At 70.9% G+C, this 17,793-nt stretch carries 14 protein-coding genes; 7 read left to right on the top strand and 7 right to left on the bottom strand.

Annotation, left to right across the window (positions count from 1 at the left end; translation table 11 throughout):
* Positions 1-224 precede the first annotated feature (224 nt).
* Together IO36_RS41010 and IO36_RS41005 are read left to right on the top strand one after the other, a co-directional pair.
* Positions 225-1,982: an LCP family protein gene (locus IO36_RS41010; RefSeq protein WP_037628257.1), complete on the top strand. Its 1,758-nt coding sequence runs from the start codon at positions 225-227 to the stop codon at positions 1,980-1,982.
* Between the two features lie 117 nt (positions 1,983-2,099).
* Positions 2,100-3,821 (top strand): LCP family protein, encoded by a 1,722-nt coding sequence (locus tag IO36_RS41005; protein WP_037628256.1) that lies wholly within the window; start codon positions 2,100-2,102, stop codon positions 3,819-3,821.
* Positions 3,822-3,897: 76 nt separating this feature from the next.
* Here IO36_RS41005 and IO36_RS41000 read toward each other — a convergent pair whose 3' ends face one another.
* On the bottom strand, positions 3,898-4,929 hold the full coding sequence (locus IO36_RS41000) for a glycosyltransferase family 2 protein (protein WP_037628255.1): 1,032 nt from the start codon (positions 4,927-4,929) through the stop codon (positions 3,898-3,900).
* A 304-nt stretch (positions 4,930-5,233) separates the two neighbouring features.
* On the opposite strand from IO36_RS41000, the gene IO36_RS40995 reads away from it, so the two are divergent.
* Positions 5,234-6,598, top strand: a complete 1,365-nt coding sequence (locus tag IO36_RS40995; RefSeq protein WP_037628254.1) for an LCP family protein — start codon at positions 5,234-5,236, stop codon at positions 6,596-6,598.
* A 59-nt stretch (positions 6,599-6,657) separates the two neighbouring features.
* Here the strand turns inward: IO36_RS40995 and IO36_RS40990 are convergent, their stop codons facing one another.
* Entirely contained in the window at positions 6,658-7,206 is a 549-nt protein-coding gene (locus IO36_RS40990; protein WP_037628252.1) for an acyl-CoA thioesterase, read from the bottom strand.
* A gap of 118 nt (positions 7,207-7,324) precedes the next feature.
* On the opposite strand from IO36_RS40990, the gene IO36_RS40985 reads away from it, so the two are divergent.
* Positions 7,325-8,620 carry an LCP family protein gene (locus IO36_RS40985; protein WP_078943774.1) on the top strand — a complete coding sequence of 432 codons (1,296 nt, stop codon included), beginning with the start codon at positions 7,325-7,327 and terminating at the stop codon, positions 8,618-8,620.
* 362 nt (positions 8,621-8,982) lie between these two features.
* Positions 8,983-10,659 (top strand): LCP family protein, encoded by a 1,677-nt coding sequence (locus IO36_RS40980; RefSeq protein ID WP_078943759.1) that lies wholly within the window; start codon positions 8,983-8,985, stop codon positions 10,657-10,659.
* Between the two features lie 199 nt (positions 10,660-10,858).
* Here IO36_RS40980 and IO36_RS40975 read toward each other — a convergent pair whose 3' ends face one another.
* Positions 10,859-12,016: an acyl-CoA dehydrogenase gene (locus tag IO36_RS40975; protein ID WP_037628250.1), complete on the bottom strand. Its 1,158-nt coding sequence runs from the start codon at positions 12,014-12,016 to the stop codon at positions 10,859-10,861.
* A gap of 191 nt (positions 12,017-12,207) precedes the next feature.
* Between IO36_RS40975 and IO36_RS40970 the strand changes: the two genes are divergently transcribed.
* The gene (locus IO36_RS40970) at positions 12,208-13,551 is read left to right on the top strand and encodes a UDP-glucose dehydrogenase family protein (RefSeq protein WP_037628249.1); all 1,344 of its coding nucleotides are present in this window, start codon (positions 12,208-12,210) and stop codon (positions 13,549-13,551) included.
* Between the two features lie 228 nt (positions 13,552-13,779).
* On the opposite strand, the gene IO36_RS40965 is transcribed toward IO36_RS40970, so the two are convergent.
* On the bottom strand, positions 13,780-14,286 hold the full coding sequence (locus tag IO36_RS40965) for a CGNR zinc finger domain-containing protein (RefSeq protein ID WP_037628248.1): 507 nt from the start codon (positions 14,284-14,286) through the stop codon (positions 13,780-13,782).
* 123 nt (positions 14,287-14,409) lie between these two features.
* On the opposite strand from IO36_RS40965, the gene IO36_RS40960 reads away from it, so the two are divergent.
* Positions 14,410-14,769 carry a VOC family protein gene (locus tag IO36_RS40960; RefSeq protein ID WP_037628246.1) on the top strand — a complete coding sequence of 120 codons (360 nt, stop codon included), beginning with the start codon at positions 14,410-14,412 and terminating at the stop codon, positions 14,767-14,769.
* A gap of 142 nt (positions 14,770-14,911) precedes the next feature.
* On the opposite strand, the gene IO36_RS40955 is transcribed toward IO36_RS40960, so the two are convergent.
* From IO36_RS40955 to IO36_RS40945, 3 genes are read right to left on the bottom strand one after another with little or no spacing between them, the layout of a single operon-like run.
* Complete coding sequence (locus IO36_RS40955; protein WP_037628245.1) at positions 14,912-16,105, bottom strand: dipeptidase; 1,194 nt, start codon at positions 16,103-16,105, stop codon at positions 14,912-14,914.
* A 5-nt stretch (positions 16,106-16,110) separates the two neighbouring features.
* Positions 16,111-16,635: a 5-(carboxyamino)imidazole ribonucleotide mutase gene (gene purE, locus IO36_RS40950; protein WP_078943758.1), complete on the bottom strand. Its 525-nt coding sequence runs from the start codon at positions 16,633-16,635 to the stop codon at positions 16,111-16,113.
* A complete protein-coding gene (locus tag IO36_RS40945; RefSeq protein ID WP_078943757.1) occupies positions 16,632-17,792 on the bottom strand; it encodes a 5-(carboxyamino)imidazole ribonucleotide synthase in 1,161 nt (386 codons plus the stop codon). Before IO36_RS40945 ends, purE begins: the two co-directional genes overlap by 4 nt.
* Between the last annotated feature and the right edge of the window lies 1 nt (position 17,793).

Here is a 17,793-nt window from a genome sequence, read left to right as displayed (position 1 = left end):
CAGCCGAGCTAAGAAGTCTCTGAAAATAGGGCGGATTGCCCGGTTGTAGGAACGTCGAATTTGTCACGGCCGTCGCTGGACGCTGAACTGGGCGGATAGTGTGAGCGATCCGGTGCACCCGGCCACGAGGTCCGTCCTGGGGGTCGCGCACTGCATGACCGAGACCCGAGCGCCTTTTAGGGGGAAAGGGCGCCGCGTGGCCCCGACGGAGGATTCAGACAACCGTGGACGCGCAAGGCCGTGGGCGGGCGGACGACATCGACCCCGCAGACCAGTGGGTGCTCAACCCGAACACCGGTGAATACGAACTGCGACTGCCCCCTTCCGGAGCGCAATCGGGCGTGCCGCGACCGCGGAGGGGCGCACCCTCGACGGCGACGCGCACCCGCAGCGCGCCGGGCCGGGACCGCGCGGCACCGGGCCGGGACCGTGACGTGCCGGGCAGGGACCGTGACGCCGGCACCGATCTTCCTGGGCCGCGCCGCCGGCGCGCCGAGCCCCTTCCGGGGCGCAGGCGCGGGCGCACCAAGCCCCCGAAGAAGTCGAAGGCGAAGAAGGTCCTGCTGTGGACCGGCGGCACGATGGCGCTGGTCCTGGTGGCCGTCTCCGGCGCCGCGTACGCCTACCTCAAGCATCTCGAGGGCAACGTCCACACCGAGGACGTCGGCGGTTCCGCCAAGGACGGCTTCAGCAAGGACGAGGCCTTCAACATCCTCATCATCGGCACCGACAAGCGCACCGGTGCGGGCAACGCGGGCTACGGCGACAAGAACAGCGTCGGGCACGCGGACACGAACATCCTGCTGCACGTGTCGAAGGACCGGACGAACGCGACGGCGATGAGCATCCCGCGCGACCTGATCGTCGACATCCCCGAGTGCAGGTCCAAGCAGGACGACGGCACCGAGAAGATCATCCGACCCTCGCAGAACGTCCGGTTCAACACGAGCCTGGGCCAGGAGGGCCGCAACCCCGGCTGCACGATGGACACCGTCAAGGCGGTCACCGGCATCACGGTCGACCACTTCATGATGGCCGACTTCAACGCCGTCAAGACGCTGACCACCGCGGTCGGCGGGGTCGACGTGTGTCTCGCGAAGGACGTCAACGACGCCGACTCGCACCTCAAGCTCTCCGCCGGCAAGCACACCATCGAGGGCGAGCAGGCCCTCGCCTTCGTGCGCACCCGGCACAGCTTCGGCAACCAGGGCGACCTCGACCGCATCAAGGTGCAGCAGCAGTTCGTGGGCTCCCTGATGCGCAAGATGAGCTCCAGCGACACCCTCACCAGCCCCACCAAGCTGTACAAACTGGCTGAGGCCGCCACCAAGGCGCTCACCGTCGACACCGGCATCGGCAACGTCAGCACGCTCAAGGACATGGCCCTGGAGCTGAAGAAGGTGCCGCCGAAGAACATCACCTTCACCACCGTCCCGGTGATCGACAACCCGGCCGAGAAGGTCCACGCCACGGTCGTGGTGAACCCGAACACGGCTCCGGCGGTCTTCGAAGCGATCAAGGACGACGTCTCCTTCACCGCCGTGAAGCAGAAGGAGAAGAAGGAGAAGGCCGCGGTGGCCGCCCGGCTCAAGGGCTCCCGTTCCGCCGCGTCCGACATCCGCGTCGACATCTACAACGGCGGGGCCCAGGCCGGCTCCGCACAGGAAACTCTTAACTGGCTGCAGAATGATGAGGGCGTGCTCAAGTCCAGCCAGCTGGGCAACGCCGACGCACCGTTGAGCAGGACCACCCTGGAGTACTCTCCCGACCAGGCCGATCAGGCACGCAAGCTGGCGGATCTCATGGGGCTGTCCGGCTCGGCGATGAAGCCCGGCAAGAGCGAGAAGAACTCACAGGGGCTGCCCGCGATCGTGCTGACCCTGGGCAAGGACTTCAAGGGCGCCGGAGTGCCTTTGACCGCTCCGACGAAGGCGCCGGACGTGGAGAAGTCCACGGCGGACAAAACGGTGTGCGCGAAGTGATCTGACGGGTCCCTCAGGCGCCCTGCGGGGCGCGGGCGACGAGCGGCCGGGCGTGGATGCGCCCGGCCGCACGCTCGACGGACCCGTCTGTCGGCGCAGGGTGGGAAAGGCTGGGAGATGGCGCCAAGCAGTGTGCGCGGGGAGGGAGCACGGCCACGTGTCCCGCACGCCGGTGAACTGGGCTGGGACGACAGCATGTACGACGAGGGCGGCGAGTCCGTCCGGACCGCGGACGGCCCGCGCCCCCGGCCCGACGGCGACCGCGCGGACGGCACCGTGCCGCTCCGCACCCGGGAACAGGGCCCGCACGGCGGGGACGACGACGGACGGCACGGGACCACCGGCCGCCCGCGGCGCAGACGCCGGATACTGCGCTGGTCGGCGATGGTGCTGTCGGTCCTGATACTCGGCACCGCCGGCGCGGGCTATCTCTACTACCGGCATCTGAACAGCAACCTGAAGAAGGACGACCTCAACATCGGCGACGCGAAGGACCGCGCCGCGAAGTCGAAACCGAACGCGGCGGGCCAGACCCCGCTGAACATCCTGCTGATCGGCTCGGACGCCCGGAACTCCACGGCGAACCAGAAGCTCGGCGGCGCGAAGGACACCTTCGACACCCCGCCCCGCGCCGACGTCCAGATGCTGCTCCACCTGTCCGCGGACCGCACCAACATGTCCGTGGTGAGCATGCCGCGCGACACCCTGCTCCAGATACCCAAGTGCACCGACCCGAAGACCGGGAAGACCTACGCCGCGAGCACCTCGCTGACGATGACGAACGACTCCCTGGGCCGCGGCGGTCCCGGCTGCACGGTCGCCACCTGGGAGAAGCTGACCGACATCCACATCGACCACTTCGTCATGGTCGACTTCGCGGGCGTGGTGTCGATGGCCGACGCGATCGGCGGTGTCCCCGTCTGTGTGGACGCCAATATCTACTCGCACACCTCCACCGGTCACGGCTCCGGTCTGAAGCTGGAGAAGGGCACGACATCCGTCAAGGGCAAGCAGGCCCTGCAGTGGCTGCGCACCCGGTACGGCTTCGAGGACGGCAGCGACATCGGCCGGACCAAGGCCCAGCATCAGTACATGAACTCGATGGTGCGCCAGCTGCGGGAGAACGCCACGCTGAGCAACCCTGGCAAGCTGCGCGGGCTCGCGGAGACCGCCACCAGCGCCCTGACCGTCGACCAGAGCCTCGGCACCGTCGGCGATCTCTACGACCTGAGCAAAGAGCTCAAGAAGGTCCCCACCAAGCGCATCACCATGACGACCATGCCGTGGGTGTACTCCAGCGACGGCAACCGGGTGCTGCCCAAGCCGACGGACGCGGACAAGGTCTGGCGGCTGCTGCGCGAGGACATCGCGCTGGACGGCAAGGACAAGAAGAAGACCGCGGAGAAGACCTCCTCCGATCCGGCCGCCGCGGACGACAAGATCGCGGTGCAGGTGCAGAACGGGACGCGGACCAGCGCGCTGGCGCCGGTGCCCGGACGCGCGAGCGCGGTGACCGAGCTGCTCGTCGGCAAGGGATTCACCCGGGCGAAGGCCGACGCGTCGGCCGCGCCCGTCGAGGACACGACGCTGATCCGCTACCCGAGCGCCGACCTGGAGGGTGACGCCCTGCGGCTGGCCAAGGCCCTCGGGATCTCCTCCCACGCGGTGGAGAAGTCGACGGACGTCTCCGGGGTCACGCTCGTCGTCGGCGCCGACTGGCGGGAGGGCACGACCTACAAGGCCCCCGAGGACGACGACTCGACGCCCGCCTCCGCCAAGCTCGACAAGGGCTCGGACACCGGCGCCTGCATGCACGTCAACCCGGACTACACCTGGTAGGACCGGCCGGTGCCGCAACGCAGGTCGGGCCCCTCTCGATGTATCGAGAGGGGCCCGACCTGCGTTGCGGCTGAGATCAGTTGGCGCCGCTGAGGACCGCGGGACGCCGGGACGCGATGACCTTCCTGGCCAGCGCCTTCGGGCTGGTGAGGAAGCCCCAGCCCCACGACATGTGCATCGTCGCCAGGGCCACGGGGATCTGCAGCCGGGCCTTCGCCGGCAGCCCCTTGCCCGCGGGCAGCGAGCCGAGCCCGATGGCCGCGAGGTAGCCGGCCGGGACGACGAGACCCCAGGGCGTCAGCGCCGCGCCGACGACCAGGCCCGCCGCGATCGCGCAGACGGCGGTCGGCGGGGCGAGGTAGCGCAGGTTGATGGAGCCCTCGTGGTAGCGGGCGACGACGTGCCGCCAGCGGCCGTAGTCCTTGTACTGCTTGGCCAGCGCCCGGACGGACGGCCGCGGCCGGTACGACACCTTCAGCTCGGGCGAGAACCAGATCAGCCCGCCGGCCTCACGGATACGGAAGTTCAGCTCCCAGTCCTGGGCGCGGATGAACTCCTCGTTGTAGCCGCCCTGCTGCTCCAGCGCCTCGCGCCGGAACACGCCGAGGTACACGGTCTCGGCCGGGCCCGCCTCACCGCCGGTGTGGAAGGCCGCGTTGCCCACGCCGATCTTCGACGTCATGGCCGCCGCGACGGCGTGCTCCCAGTCGTTCTCGCCCTCGGCGTGCATGATGCCGCCGACGTTCTGCGCGCCGGTCTCCTCCAGGAGCCGCACCGCGGTGGCGATGTAGTTCGGGGAGAGCATGCCGTGCCCGTCGACGCGCACGACGACGGGATGCCGGGACGCCTTGATCGCGGCGTTCAGCGCCGCGGGCGTCCGGCCGGTGGGGTTCGGCACGGTGTGGACCCTCGGGTCCTCACGGACGAGTTCGGCGGCGATCTCGTCGGTCCGGTCCGTGGAGGGACCGATCGCGATCACGACCTCCATCTCGCCCTCGTACTCCTGCGCCAGGATCGCCTGGACGGCGCCGCGCAGATGCCGCTCCTCGTTGAGGACGGGCATGATCACAGATACGGCGGGGGACCGCACGTCAGGCTTCTCGCTCATCGGCGCTCACGTTACCGCGAACGGGGGACACGGTCGCGCGCCGCCCGGCGTAAGGGCCGGGGCCGCAGATCGTATGGGCCTACGGTGCTCACGGATCCCCCTGCCAGCGGAACGCGGCTCCGTCCGGCCCGCGGAACGCTTCCCTCCCCCGTCCAGCCTCGCGGAGGTGTTCCCCTTGCCCACGCCGCCCCGCTCCCCCGTCCGCCCTCAGCGCCCCCCGCAGCCGTCTCCCGCGCGGCGGCCCGCCCGGCGCTCCGGCGGACGGCCCGTGCGCCCCGTACGGCGCAGGAGGCCGCGCTGGGCCATGCGGGCACTGACCACCCTCTCCGTGGTGGTCCTCGCCTCGGCGGGCATCGGACACGCGGTGCTGAACAGCCTGGACGCGGACATCGCCCGGGTCGACCCGTTCAAGGACATGAAGAACCGGCCCGAGGCAGGTCACGGCATGAACCTGCTGCTGGTCGGCACCGACGGCCGGGAGAAGATCACCGAGGCCGAGCGGCGCAGGTACCGGCTCGGCGGCGCGCCCTGCCACTGCACCGACACGGTGATGATCGTGCACATCTCGGAGGACCGGGACCGCGCCAGCATCGTCAGCCTGCCGCGCGACTCCTACGCCGAGGTGCCCGAGCACACCGACGCCGTCACCGGCCGGCGGCACGCCCCCCATCCCCTCAAGCTGAACGCGGCGTACGCGGAGGGCGGCCCGACCCTGACCGTGCGGACGGTCGAGAACATGACCCATGTGAAGATCGACCACTATCTCGAGGTCGACTTCACCAGCTTCATGAAGACGGTCGACGTCCTCGGCGGGGTGCGCATCTGTACCGTCCAGCCGCTGAAGGACCGCTACACGGGCCTGGACCTGGCGGCCGGCACCCATGTGCTCGGCGGCGGGCAGGCGCTCCAGTACGTACGGTCCCGGCACACCGACGGCTCCTCCGACCTCGGCCGGATGAAGCGCCAGCAGCGCTTCCTGGCGGCGCTCGTCTCCCGGGCCACGTCCTCGGGGGTGCTGCTGAACCCGATGAAGTTCCGGGACGTGACCCGGGCGGTGCTCGGCTCGGTGCGGGCCGACAAGGAGTTCGGGACGGACGAGCTGCTGGACCTCGGCCGGGCGATGCGGAACTTCTCCCCGTCCTCGTCGGAGTTCACCACGGTGCCGATCGGACAGATGGCCTACGTGGTCAAGGGCGTCGGCTCGACCCTGAAGTGGGACGAGCCGAAGGCCCGGGCGCTGTTCGAGGCGCTGCGCGACGACAGGCCGCTCGCGGCGCCGCACGCCCCGCGCCCCCAGGCCGTCCGGGTCGCGGTGGCCCCGCAGCAGATCCGGGTCCAGATCGAGAACGGGACCGCCACGACGGGTCTCGGCAAGAAGGTCGACGGCGCGCTCGCGGCCACCGGGTTCCGGACGACGGGCCGGCCCACGACGGCCCCGGACTCCTCGGTCCGGCGCACCGTCGTCGCGTACGACCCCCGCTGGGACCGTTCGGCGAAGTCCCTCGCGGCCGCGCTGCCCGGTTCCGAGCTGCGCGCGGTCCCCGGGCAGGGTCCGCTGCTGAAGGTGATCGCCGGTGCCGACTTCCGGCAGGTGACCCGGGTGCGCGCGGACGATCCGGCCCAGGGCGAGAACGGCGTGGTGACCGGGGACCAGGTGGTGTGTCCCTGAGGGGGTGTGCCCCTGACTCCCGGTCCGGCGGACCAGGGCTCCCGGTCCGCTGCCGGTGCTCAGTCGTCGAGGCCCTCCGCCGCGCGCTTCTCGCGGAGTTCCATGATCGCGCGCCGACGGGCCAGGCGGTGGGTGCGGCGGATCTGCGCCTCCTGGAAACGGCGCTCGTCCCGCTCGGTCTCGGTGACGACCGGCGGCACCCGGCGCGGCTTGCCGTCGGCGTCGACGGCGGCGAAGACGAGGTAGGCCGAACCGACCTGCTGCGGCGGGGTGGACTCGTTCCAGCGCTCGGCCAGGACCCGCACGCCGACCTCCATCGAGGTCCGTCCGGTCCAGTTGACCTGTGCCTTCACATGCACCAGGTCACCGACGCGGACCGGTTCGAGGAAGGCCATCTCGTCCATCGAGGCGGTGACGGCGGGCCCGCCCGAGTGCCGTCCCGCCACCGCTCCCGCCGCGTCGTCGACGAGTTTCATGATCACGCCACCGTGCACCGACCCCAGAAGGTTCGTGTCGTTGTGGGTCATGATGTGACTGAGGGTGGTGCGGGACGCCGATGTCGGCTTGCCCGGGATGTCGTTTTCCGGGGTGGGGGCCTGGTCTGTCATGTCCTCCACCTTGTGCCGGGCGCGCGGCGGTCTCTTTGCATCAGCTCTGCAACAGGCGTGACCCAGATCTCCCCGCTGTCTTGTAAGACACCTGGTGGGGGGCGGCACACTGGTCCGCATGAATGATTGGCCCGACGGGTGGTCCGACGACAACCGCAGCAACCGCTACGGACGCGGCAGCGCAGGCGCGACGCCTGAGAGCGCCCGCGTCATGCGACAGGTCCGCCGCGGGCCGGCCGCTCCGGGCCAGGGCGCGCCGCCGTACGGCGCCGGGGTGCCCCGGCAGCCGTCGTACGTCGACGGCCAGGGCTACGACGAGGGCCAGGGTTACGACAACGGCTACGACTCGGGCTACAACACCGGCCAGGTCTACGGGAACGCGCCCGGCGGTCCGCAGGGCCCCGGCGGTGACGGCACGTACCCGCGGCGCCCCGCGCCGAACTGGCGGCGCCGGATCAAGTGGACCGCGATCACGCTGGTCACCACGCTGATCGTGGTCTCCGTCGGCACGTACTTCTGGGCGGACTCCAAGCTCCACCGTGACGTCGATCTCTCCAAGGTCATAGACCGGCCGGAGACCGGCGAGGGAACGAACTACCTGATCGTCGGTTCCGACAGCCGTGCCGGCATGTCCGCCGAGGAGAAGAAGAAGCTGCACACCGGCTCCGCCGAGGGCAAGCGGACCGACTCGATGATGATCCTGCACACCGGCAGCAACGGCTCCACGCTGCTGTCGCTGCCGCGTGACTCGGACGTCACGATCCCGAAGTTCCAGGGCTCCGAGTCCGGCAAGATCTACCCCGCCTCGAGCCAGCACGTGAAGCTGAACGCGGCGTACGCCAAGGACGGGCCGACCCTGCTGGTCCGCACGATCGAGGCCAAGACCGGTCTGCACATCGACCACTACGTGGAGATCGGCTTCGCCGGCTTCGCCGGCATCGTCGACGCGGTCGGCGGTGTCGAGATGACGCTCGACCAGGGCTTCAAGGACAAGTACTCGGGCGCCGACTTCAAGGCCGGCAAGCAGACGCTGAACGGCGAGCAGGCCCTCGCCTTCGTCCGTACCCGGCACGCGTTCGCGGCCTCGGACCTCCAGCGCACCAAGAACCAGCAGAAGTTCCTGTCCGCCCTGGCCCACCAGGTCGCGACCCCCTCGACGGTCCTGAACCCGTTCAAGCTCTACCCGACCCTGGGCGCGGGCCTGGACTCGCTGGTCGTCGACAAGGACATGAGCCTGTGGGACCTGGCCGACATGTTCTGGGCCATGAAGGGTGTCACCAGCGGTGACGGCAAGTCCATGAACATGCCGATCTCCGGTTCCTCCGGCGGCAACCTGGTCTGGGACGACGCCAAGATGAAAACGCTGGTGAACGAGCTCAAGAACGACGAGACGGTCACCGTCTCCGGCAATTAGCGCCGGCGGCGGCGCACGCGAGCAGTTCTCATGGGGAAGGGCCGGCGGCCCTTCCCCATCCGCGTTTTCCACCCCCGCCCGGGGCCCCTGCCCCGGCCCTCGCATGCCCCCGTCGGGCCCCCGCGGCGGTTCCCTCACCCCCCGCCAACCTCGCGCACAACCGTTCGGGCCTTTGGCTCGTCAGTACGACAGCCGGGTTTTCACGGCGGACGGTCGACGAGGTCCGTGCGTCCGGTGACCTCGGGGATCGAATCCGCGTCTCACTGGGCGGGGAAGCGCGGCCACGCCACACCTGACACGCCGTGGCCGGGACGTGAGAGAAAGCCGCGGTGGGCACGCCGGGGGCGGGAGGGGGCAGACACATGGCACGAAGCGGTGCGCGCGAAGACGAAGAGGTTCTGCCGCGCGATCGGACGGGCGGGGAGGCCGCGCCGGACGCGGAGCCGGCGCACGGCGTGGACGGCGGTCCGCGCGGGAAGGCCGCGCCGGAGCCCTCCGGCGGCCACGGGGACCACGGGAGCGACAGCGGCGGGCCCGGTCCGGCGCCGGGGCGCCGGCGCCCGAAGCGCCGCATACTGCGCTGGTCCGCACTGACGCTGGCCGTGGTGATACTGGGGACCGCCGGCGCGGGATACCTCTACTACGAGCACCTCAACAGCAACATCCGCAAGGACAAGCTGAACCTCGGCGACGACGCCGTGCCGAGGGCGACCGCGAACCCCGCGGGCCAGACGCCGCTGAACATCCTGATGATCGGCTCGGACAGCCGGAACACCGCCGAGGACCTCAAGCTGGGCGGGTCCAGGAGCGACGTGGGCCGGCCGCCGCTCGCCGACGTGCAGATGCTGGTGCACGTCTCGGCCGACCGCACCAACATGTCCGTGGTCAGCCTCCCGCGCGACACCATGATCCCGATCCCCCGGTGCACCGACGCGCACACCGGCAAGGTGTACGGGGCGCTGTCCCTGGCGATGGCGAACGAGTCGCTGGGCCGCGGCGGACCGGGCTGCACGGTCGCCACCTGGGAGAAGCTCACCCGCATCCACATCGACCACTTCATGGTGGTCGACTTCTCCGGTGTCGTGTCGATGGCGGACGCGATCGGCGGCGTCCCGGTCTGCGTACGGCAGAACGTCTACTCGCACACATACGACGGCCATGGATCCGGTCTGAAGCTGAAGGCGGGCACGACGCCGGTCAAGGGGCGGCAGGCCCTGCAGTGGCTGCGCACCCGCTACGGCTTCGAGGACGGCACCGACACCGGCCGCACCCACGCCCAGCACATGTACATGAACTCGATGGTGCGGCAGCTGCGGCAGAACGCGACGCTGAGCAACCCCGACGAGATGCGCAGACTCGCGGAGACCGCGACGAAGGCGCTCACCGTCGACGAGGACCTCGGCACCGTCAAGAAGCTGTACGACCTGTCCGAGGAGTTCAAGAAGGTGCCCACCAAGGGCATCACGATGACCACCCTGCCCACCGTGCAGTGGCCTCAGGACCGCAACCGGCTGGTGCCCCTGGACAAGGACGCCGACCAGCTCATCTCCATGGTCCGCGACGACACTCCGCTGGACGGGCACGGCGCGAAGAAGAAGGCCGAGCGTCCCTCCGACGACCCGGCCGCGCCGGACGCGCAGATCGCGGTGCTGGTCCGCAACGGCACCGGTATGGACGGCGGGGCGCCGGAGCCCCGGCGGGCCCTCACGGTCGCCCGGGTGCTGCGGGACAAGGGGTTCGCCCAGGCCGCCGAGGACACCACGCTCACCCCGCGGGCGAAGACCACCGTCCTCTACCCCAGCGCCGATCTGGAGGGTGACGCCCAGGCCGCCGCCAAGGCGCTCGGGGTGCCGTTCACGTCGGTGCTGAGGTCGACCGACGTCTCGGGGGTCACGCTGATCGTGGGCTCGGACTGGCGTACCGGGGACAGCTATCCGGGGTCCGCGAAGCCGACGAAGGCACCCGAGTCCTCGGCGGCGCTCAACGGCGACAAGGACGACGCGTGCATGGAGGTCCAGAAGGGCTTCACCTGGGGGTGAGCCGGGCCGGGCGGTGCGCCGCGGGGCCGGGCCGGGCGGTGCGCCGCGAGGCCGGGCCGGGCGGTGCGCCGCGAGGCCGGGCGGTGCGCCCTCCCTGTCTCCGTCCCCCCACGCACATCGCCCTCCGTCCACGGGGGACGGAGGGCGACAAGGTACGTCCGGAAGGCCGGCGCGCCGGGGCGCCGGCCTTCCGGCGGGGTTACGGCAGGTTCCGCGCCATGACGATGCGCTGGACCTGGTTCGTGCCCTCGTAGATCTGCGTGATCTTCGCGTCGCGCATCATGCGCTCGACCGGGTAGTCGCGGGTGTAGCCGTAGCCGCCGAGGAGCTGGACGGCGTCGGTGGTGACCTCCATGGCCACGTCCGAGGCGAAGCACTTGGCGGCGGCGCCCTGGAAGGTGAGGTCCTTGTCGCCGCGCTCCGACTTGGCGGCGGCCGCGTACGTGAGCTGGCGGGCGGCCTCGATCTTCATGGCCATGTCGGCGAGCATGAACTGGATGCCCTGGAAGTCGGCGATCGCCTTGCCGAACTGCTTGCGCTCCTGGACGTAGCCCTTGGCGTAGTCGAGGGCGCCCTGGGCGACACCGAGGGCCTGGGCCGCGATGGTGATGCGGGTGTGGTCCAGCGTCTTCATCGCCGTGGCGAAGCCGGTGCCCTCCTCGCCGATCATGCGGTCGGCGGGGATGCGGACGTTGTCGAGGTAGACCTCGCGCGTCGGGCTGCCCTTGATGCCGAGCTTCTTCTCGGGGGCGCCGAAGGACACGCCCTCGTCGGACTTCTCGACGACGAACGCGCTGATGCCCTTGGAGCGCTTCGTCGGGTCGGTCACCGCCATGACCGTGTAGTACTCGGAGACGCCCGCGTTGGTGATCCAGCGCTTCACGCCGTTGAGCACCCAGTGGTCGCCGTCGCGGACGGCGCGCGTCTTCATGCCGGCCGCGTCCGAACCGGCGTCCGGCTCGGAGAGGCAGTACGAGAACATGCCGTCGCCCTTGGCGAGCGGGCCCAGGTACTTCTTCTTCAGCTCCTCGGAGCCGGAGAGGATCACCGGGAGCGAGCCCAGCTTGTTCACCGCGGGGATCAGGGAGGAGGACACGCAGACGCGGGCCACCTCCTCGATCACGATGACCGTCGCGAGGGCGTCGGCGCCGGCGCCGCCGTACTCCTCGGGGACGTGCACGGCGTGCAGGTCGTTCGCGACCAGGGCGTCCAGCGCCTCCTGCGGGAAGCGGGCTTCCTCGTCCACCGCGGCGGCGTACGGCGCGATCTTCGCCTCGGCCAGCGAACGGATCGCGTCCCGGAGCATGTCGTGCTCCTCGGACGGGCGGTACAGGTCGAAATCAGCCGATCCGGCCAAGGTCTCTCACGCTCCAAGGGGTGCTGTGCTGGCGGCGCTAACTACCGTTAAGTAACACAATTTTAGAGTCCCTTCCCGCGGGACGGATACGTGAGCTTGGCGACAGGGGGAAAACTGCCCGTGAAAGCGCTCCCCGAAGCCCCGACTATGCTCAGGCGCGCACCTCCGCGCCGCACACCTCTGGAGCACCCATGGCCCTCAAGATCACCGTGATCGGCACCGGCTACCTCGGCGCCACCCACGCCGCGGCCATGGCCGAGCTCGGCTTCGAGGTCCTCGGGCTCGACGTGGTGCCGGAGAAGATCGAGATGCTCCAGCGGGGCGAGGTCCCGATGTTCGAGCCCGGTCTCGAGGAGCTGCTGCGCAAGCACGTGGCCGGGATCGAGGGCTCCACGGGCCGGCTCCGTTTCACCATGGACTGGGCCGAGGTCGGCGCCTTCGGAGACGTCCACTTCGTCTGTGTGAACACGCCGCAGAAGCACGGCGAGTACGCCTGCGACATGTCCTACGTCGACGCGGCCTTCGAGGCGCTGGCGCCCCATCTGCACGGCCCCGCCCTGGTCGTCGGCAAGTCCACCGTGCCGGTCGGCTCGGCGGAGCGGCTGGCCGCGCGGCTCGCCGAGCTGTCGCCCGCGGGCGCGGACGCAGAGCTGGCCTGGAACCCGGAGTTCCTGCGCGAGGGCTTCGCGGTGAACGACACCCTGCACCCCGACCGGATCGTGGTCGGCGTGCGCAGCGAGCGCTCCGAGAAGCTGCTGCGCGAGGTCTACCTGACGCCGGTCGCCGAGGGCACGCCGTTCGTCGTGACCGACTTCCCGACCGCCGAGCTGGTGAAGACGTCCGCGAACTCCTTCCTCGCCACCAAGATCTCCTTCATCAACGCGATGGCGGAGGTCTGCGAGGCCGCGGGCGGCGATGTCGCCATGCTGGCCGAGGCCATAGGACACGACGAGCGGATCGGGAAGAAGTTCCTGCGGGCCGGGATCGGCTTCGGCGGCGGCTGCCTGCCCAAGGACATCCGCGCCTTCATGGCGCGCGCGGGCGAGCTCGGCGCCGACCAGGCGCTGACCTTCCTGCGCGAGATCGACTCCATCAACATGCGGCGCCGCGGTCAGATGGTGGAGATGGCCCGCGACGCGCTCGGTGGCGGCTCGTTCCTCGGCAAGCGGGTGGCCGTGCTCGGCGCGACCTTCAAGCCGGACTCGGACGACGTGCGCGACTCCCCGGCACTGAACGTCGCCGGGCAGATCCACCTCCAGGGCGGCCAGGTCACCGTCTACGACCCCAAGGGCATGGAGAACGCCCGGCGGCTCTTCCCGACCCTCGGGTACGCCGGCTCGGCCGCGGAGGCAGTGCGGGGCGCCGACGTCGTCCTGCACCTGACGGAGTGGCGCGAGTTCCGCGAGCTGGACCCGGCGGTGCTGGGCGAGGCCGTCACGTCCCGGGTGCTGCTCGACGGGCGGAACGCCCTGGACCCGGAGCTGTGGCGCCGGGCGGGCTGGACGTACCGCGCGATGGGCCGCCCGACCGCCTGATCCCACCCCCGGCGGGGCCCGGAGCACCCTCTTCGCCCCGCCCCGGGTTCCGGCCGGAACGGCGGATCACGGCAGGGCGCGGCGGAGGACGCCGGTCCGGCCGAGGCTCAGTCGGCCGGACCGGCGCCGGTTGCATTCTGCACCACTTCGCTGTGCGGTGACCGGAGACCACCGGACTCCGTCCCGTCCCGGGCCCCGTCGCCCGCAGGATCTGCGGCGTCCGGGCGGCTACTTGGCGCGGTAGCGGCGCATCTTGGCGCGCGCCCCGCACACCGACATCGAGCACCAGCGGCCCCGGCCCGCGGGCGAGCGGTCGTAGTACGCCCAGTGGCAGGTCGGGGCCTCACAGGCCTTCAGCCGGGGCCAGGTGCCCTCGACCAGCGCCTCGGCGATCGCGGCGGCGACACGGAAGTCCAGCGGTGCGGGCGTCCCGACCGCGGGGACCAGGTGTGCGGTGCCTCCGGCCGGGTCGAGTGCCACCCGTAGGGGCGCGTGGGCGAGGAGGTCCCCGAGCGGGGTCACCTCCCGGTGCGCCGGATGGCCCGCGTGCGCCAGGCACACCGCCCGCAGCGACTCGCGCAGTTCGCGGGCCCCCTCCGCCCCGCCCGCCGCGAGGCCGAACCGCGCCAGCCCCTCGGGCGTGTCCAGCGCGTCGGCGCCCGACTCGATGTCCAGGGTGTTCACCAGCGCCTGGACCAGGGCCAGACCGCCGGGCGCGGGCGCTCTGTCATTCATGGTTGCGACGTTACCTCCGATGGGGGACCATGAGGTAACCGTTACTCCTTGAAGCGCCTTACCGGTAACCGGGACACCGACGGGCAGCCCGTCGGTGTCGCCGGAGATCCCACGGAGGAAGTCATGGCACTCGCCACCCTGGACGTCGTCGTCCTGGACTGTCCCGACCCGCGCGCGCTGGCCGAGTTCTACGCGGGGGTGCTGGGCGGCACGATCACGGAGGAGTCCGACTGGGTCGACCTGGACCTGCCCGGCGGCCGGAAGCTGGCCTTCCAGGCCTCGCCCGGGTACGTACCGCCGCGCTGGCCCTCGTCCGACGGCTCGCAGCAGCTGCACCTGGACCTGAACGTCGAGGACCTGGACGTGGCGGAGAAGGGCGTGCTGGAGCTCGGCGCGACCCCGCTGGACACCGAGGACAGGTCGCGTTCGTTCCGGGTGTACGCCGACCCGGCCGGGCATCCGTTCTGTCTCTGCGCCGGCTGACCGCACCCGGCCGGAACGCGTGAGCGGCTCATGACGAAGGCGCCCGGGCGATGTGCCCGGGCGCCTTCGCGCGCCCCGGAGTCCGGGGCCGGTGATTCGATGAGCCGTCGGCCGTCCGCCGTCAGTCGCCGGCGGTCGGCCGTCAGCCGTCCAGCTGCTCCAGCGTCGCGTTCGACGGCCCCCGGCGGGAGCGGAGGTCGCGGGACACGTCCTCCGCCGCGCCCAGCACGCGCACCGCGTTCTGCCAGGTCAGCTTGGTCACGTCCGAGGAGGACCAGCCGCGGTCGAGGAGCTCGGCGATCAGGTTCGGATAGCCGGAGACGTCGTCGAGGCCGGCCGGGGTGAACGCCGTGCCGTCGTAGTCGCCGCCGATGCCGAGGTGGTCGATGCCGGCGACCTCGCGCATGTGGTCGAGGTGGTCGGCGACCGTCGAGACCGTCGCGATCGGACGCGGGTTCTCCTCCTCGAAGGCGCGGTGCACCTTCATGGCCTCGGCCGTGGTGTCGAGGTGGTGGAAGCCGTTCGCGCGCATGTTCTCGTCGGCCGAGGCGGTCCAGTCGACCGCCGCCTGGAGGACGAACTTCGGCACGAACGTCACCATCGCCACACCGCCGTTGGCGGGCAGCCGCTCCAGCACGTCGTCCGGGATGTTGCGCGGGTGGTCGCACACGGCACGGGCCGAGGAGTGCGAGAAGATCACCGGCGCGACGGAGGTGTCGAGCGCGTCGCGCATGGTCGTCGCGGCCACGTGCGAGAGGTCGACGAGCATGCCCTCGCGGTTCATCTCCCGGACGACCTCGCGGCCGAACGCGGACAGGCCGCCCACCGCGGGGACGTCCGTCGCCGAGTCGGCCCAGGCGATGTTGTCGTTGTGGGTGAGGGTCATGTACCGGACGCCGAGCGCGTACAGCGCGCGCAGGGCGGCCAGGGAGCCGTCGATCGAGTGGCCGCCCTCGGCGCCCATGAGCGAGGCGATCCGGCCCTCGGCTCGGGCCGCCTCCATGTCGGCGGCGGTCAGCGCGGCCCGCAGGTCCGCCGGGTAGCGGTCGATCAGCTGCCGTACGCAGTCGATCTGCTCCAGCGTGGCCGTCAGCGCGCCCGGCAGGTCCGAGCGGACGTACACCGACCAGTACTGGGCGCCGACGCCGCCCGCGCGCAGCCGGGCCAGGTCCGTGTGCAGATGGGCGCTCTGGTCGGTGGCGATGTCACGGGCACCGAGGTCGTAGCGGACCTGCTCCCGCAGGGCGTACGGCAGGTCGTTGTGCCCGTCGACGACCGGGAACTCGTCGAGCAGGGCCCGGGCGCGGTCGATCGACGGCAGGGAGGACGACGTCATCCGCGTCACTTCCCGAAGCCGAAGCCGCCGGCGGCACCCTCGGCCTTGGCACGCAGCCGCTTGCCCTTCTCGGTGGCCTGGTCGTTCAGCTCCTGCTGGAACTCCCGCATCCGGCCGAGCAGTTCCTCGTCGTGGGCGGCGAGCATCCGGGCGGCCAGCAGACCGGCGTTGCGGGCGCCGCCCACGGAGACGGTCGCCACGGGCACACCGGCCGGCATCTGCACGATGGACAGCAGCGAGTCCATGCCGTCGAGGTACTTGAGCGGGACCGGCACACCGATGACGGGCAGCGGGGTGACGGACGCCAGCATCCCGGGCAGGTGGGCCGCGCCGCCGGCACCCGCGATGATCGCCTTGAGCCCGCGCTCCGCGGCCTGCTCGCCGTAAGCGATCATCTCGCGGGGCATGCGGTGCGCGGAGACGACGTCCACCTCGTAGGGGATCTCGAACTCGTCCAGCGCCTGGGCGGCGGCCTCCATGACGGGCCAGTCGGAGTCCGACCCCATGACGATGCCTACAACGGGGCTCATTCGGTGATCGTGCCTCTCAGGTAGCCGGCTGCGTGCCGGGCGCGCTCAAGGACGTCGTCCAGGTCGTCGCCGTAGGTGTTGACATGGCCGACCTTACGACCGGGCTTCACGTCCTTGCCGTACATGTGGATCTTCAGCTGCGGGTCGCGGGCCATGCAGTGCAGGTACGCGGAGTACATGTCGGGGAAGTCGCCGCCGAGGACGTTCGCCATGACCGTCCACCGGGCACGCGGGCGCGGGTCGCCGAGCGGGAGGTCGAGGACCGCGCGGACGTGGTTGGCGAACTGGGAGGTGACCGCGCCGTCCTGGGTCCAGTGGCCCGAGTTGTGCGGGCGCATGGCCAGTTCGTTGACGAGGATGCGTCCGTCGCGGGTCTCGAAGAGCTCGACCGCCAGGTGCCCGACGACACCGAGCTCCTTCGCGATGCGCAGCGCCAGTTCCTGGGCCTCCAGGGCCAGCTCCTCGGCGATGCCGGGCGCCGGGGCGATCACGGTGTCGCAGACGCCGCCGACCTGCTGGGACTCGACGACCGGGTAGGCGACGGCCTGGCCGTGCGGGGAGCGGACGACGTTCGCGGCGAGCTCGCGCGCGAAGTCGACCTTCTCCTCGGCGAGGACGGGAACGCCGGCGCGGAAGGGCTCGGCCGCCTCCTCGGGGGAACGGACGAACCACACCCCCTTGCCGTCGTAGCCGCCGCGGACGGTCTTGAGGATGACCGGGAAACCGTCACCCTCCTCCCCCGCGGCGAGTCCCTCCGCGGCGAACGCGGCCACGTCCGCCACGTCGGTCACGATGCGGTGCCGCGGGCACGGCACGCCGATCGCGTCGAGCTTGGCGCGCATCACACCCTTGTCCTGGGCGTGCACGAGCGCGTCGGGGCCCGGACGGACGGGGATGCCGTCCGCCTCCAGGGCCCGCAGGTGCTCGGTCGGGACGTGCTCGTGATCGAAGGTGATCACGTCGCAGCCCCGCGCGAAGTCACGCAGCGTGTCGAGGTCGCGATAGTCGCCGACGACGACCTCGCCGACGACCTGCGCCGCGGAATCCTGTGGGGTGTCACTGAGGAGCTTGAACTTGATGCCGAGCGGGATGCCCGCCTCGTGTGTCATACGAGCGAGCTGACCGCCGCCGACCATGCCGACTACCGGGAACGTCACG

The organism is Streptomyces aureus (genome assembly GCF_000725495.1).
In the GTDB taxonomy this organism is placed as follows: Bacteria; Actinomycetota; Actinomycetes; order Streptomycetales; family Streptomycetaceae; genus Streptomyces; species Streptomyces aureus_B.
The sequence above is the reverse complement of the archived record's forward strand: the minus strand, read 5'-3'. Positions and strand labels throughout refer to the sequence as shown.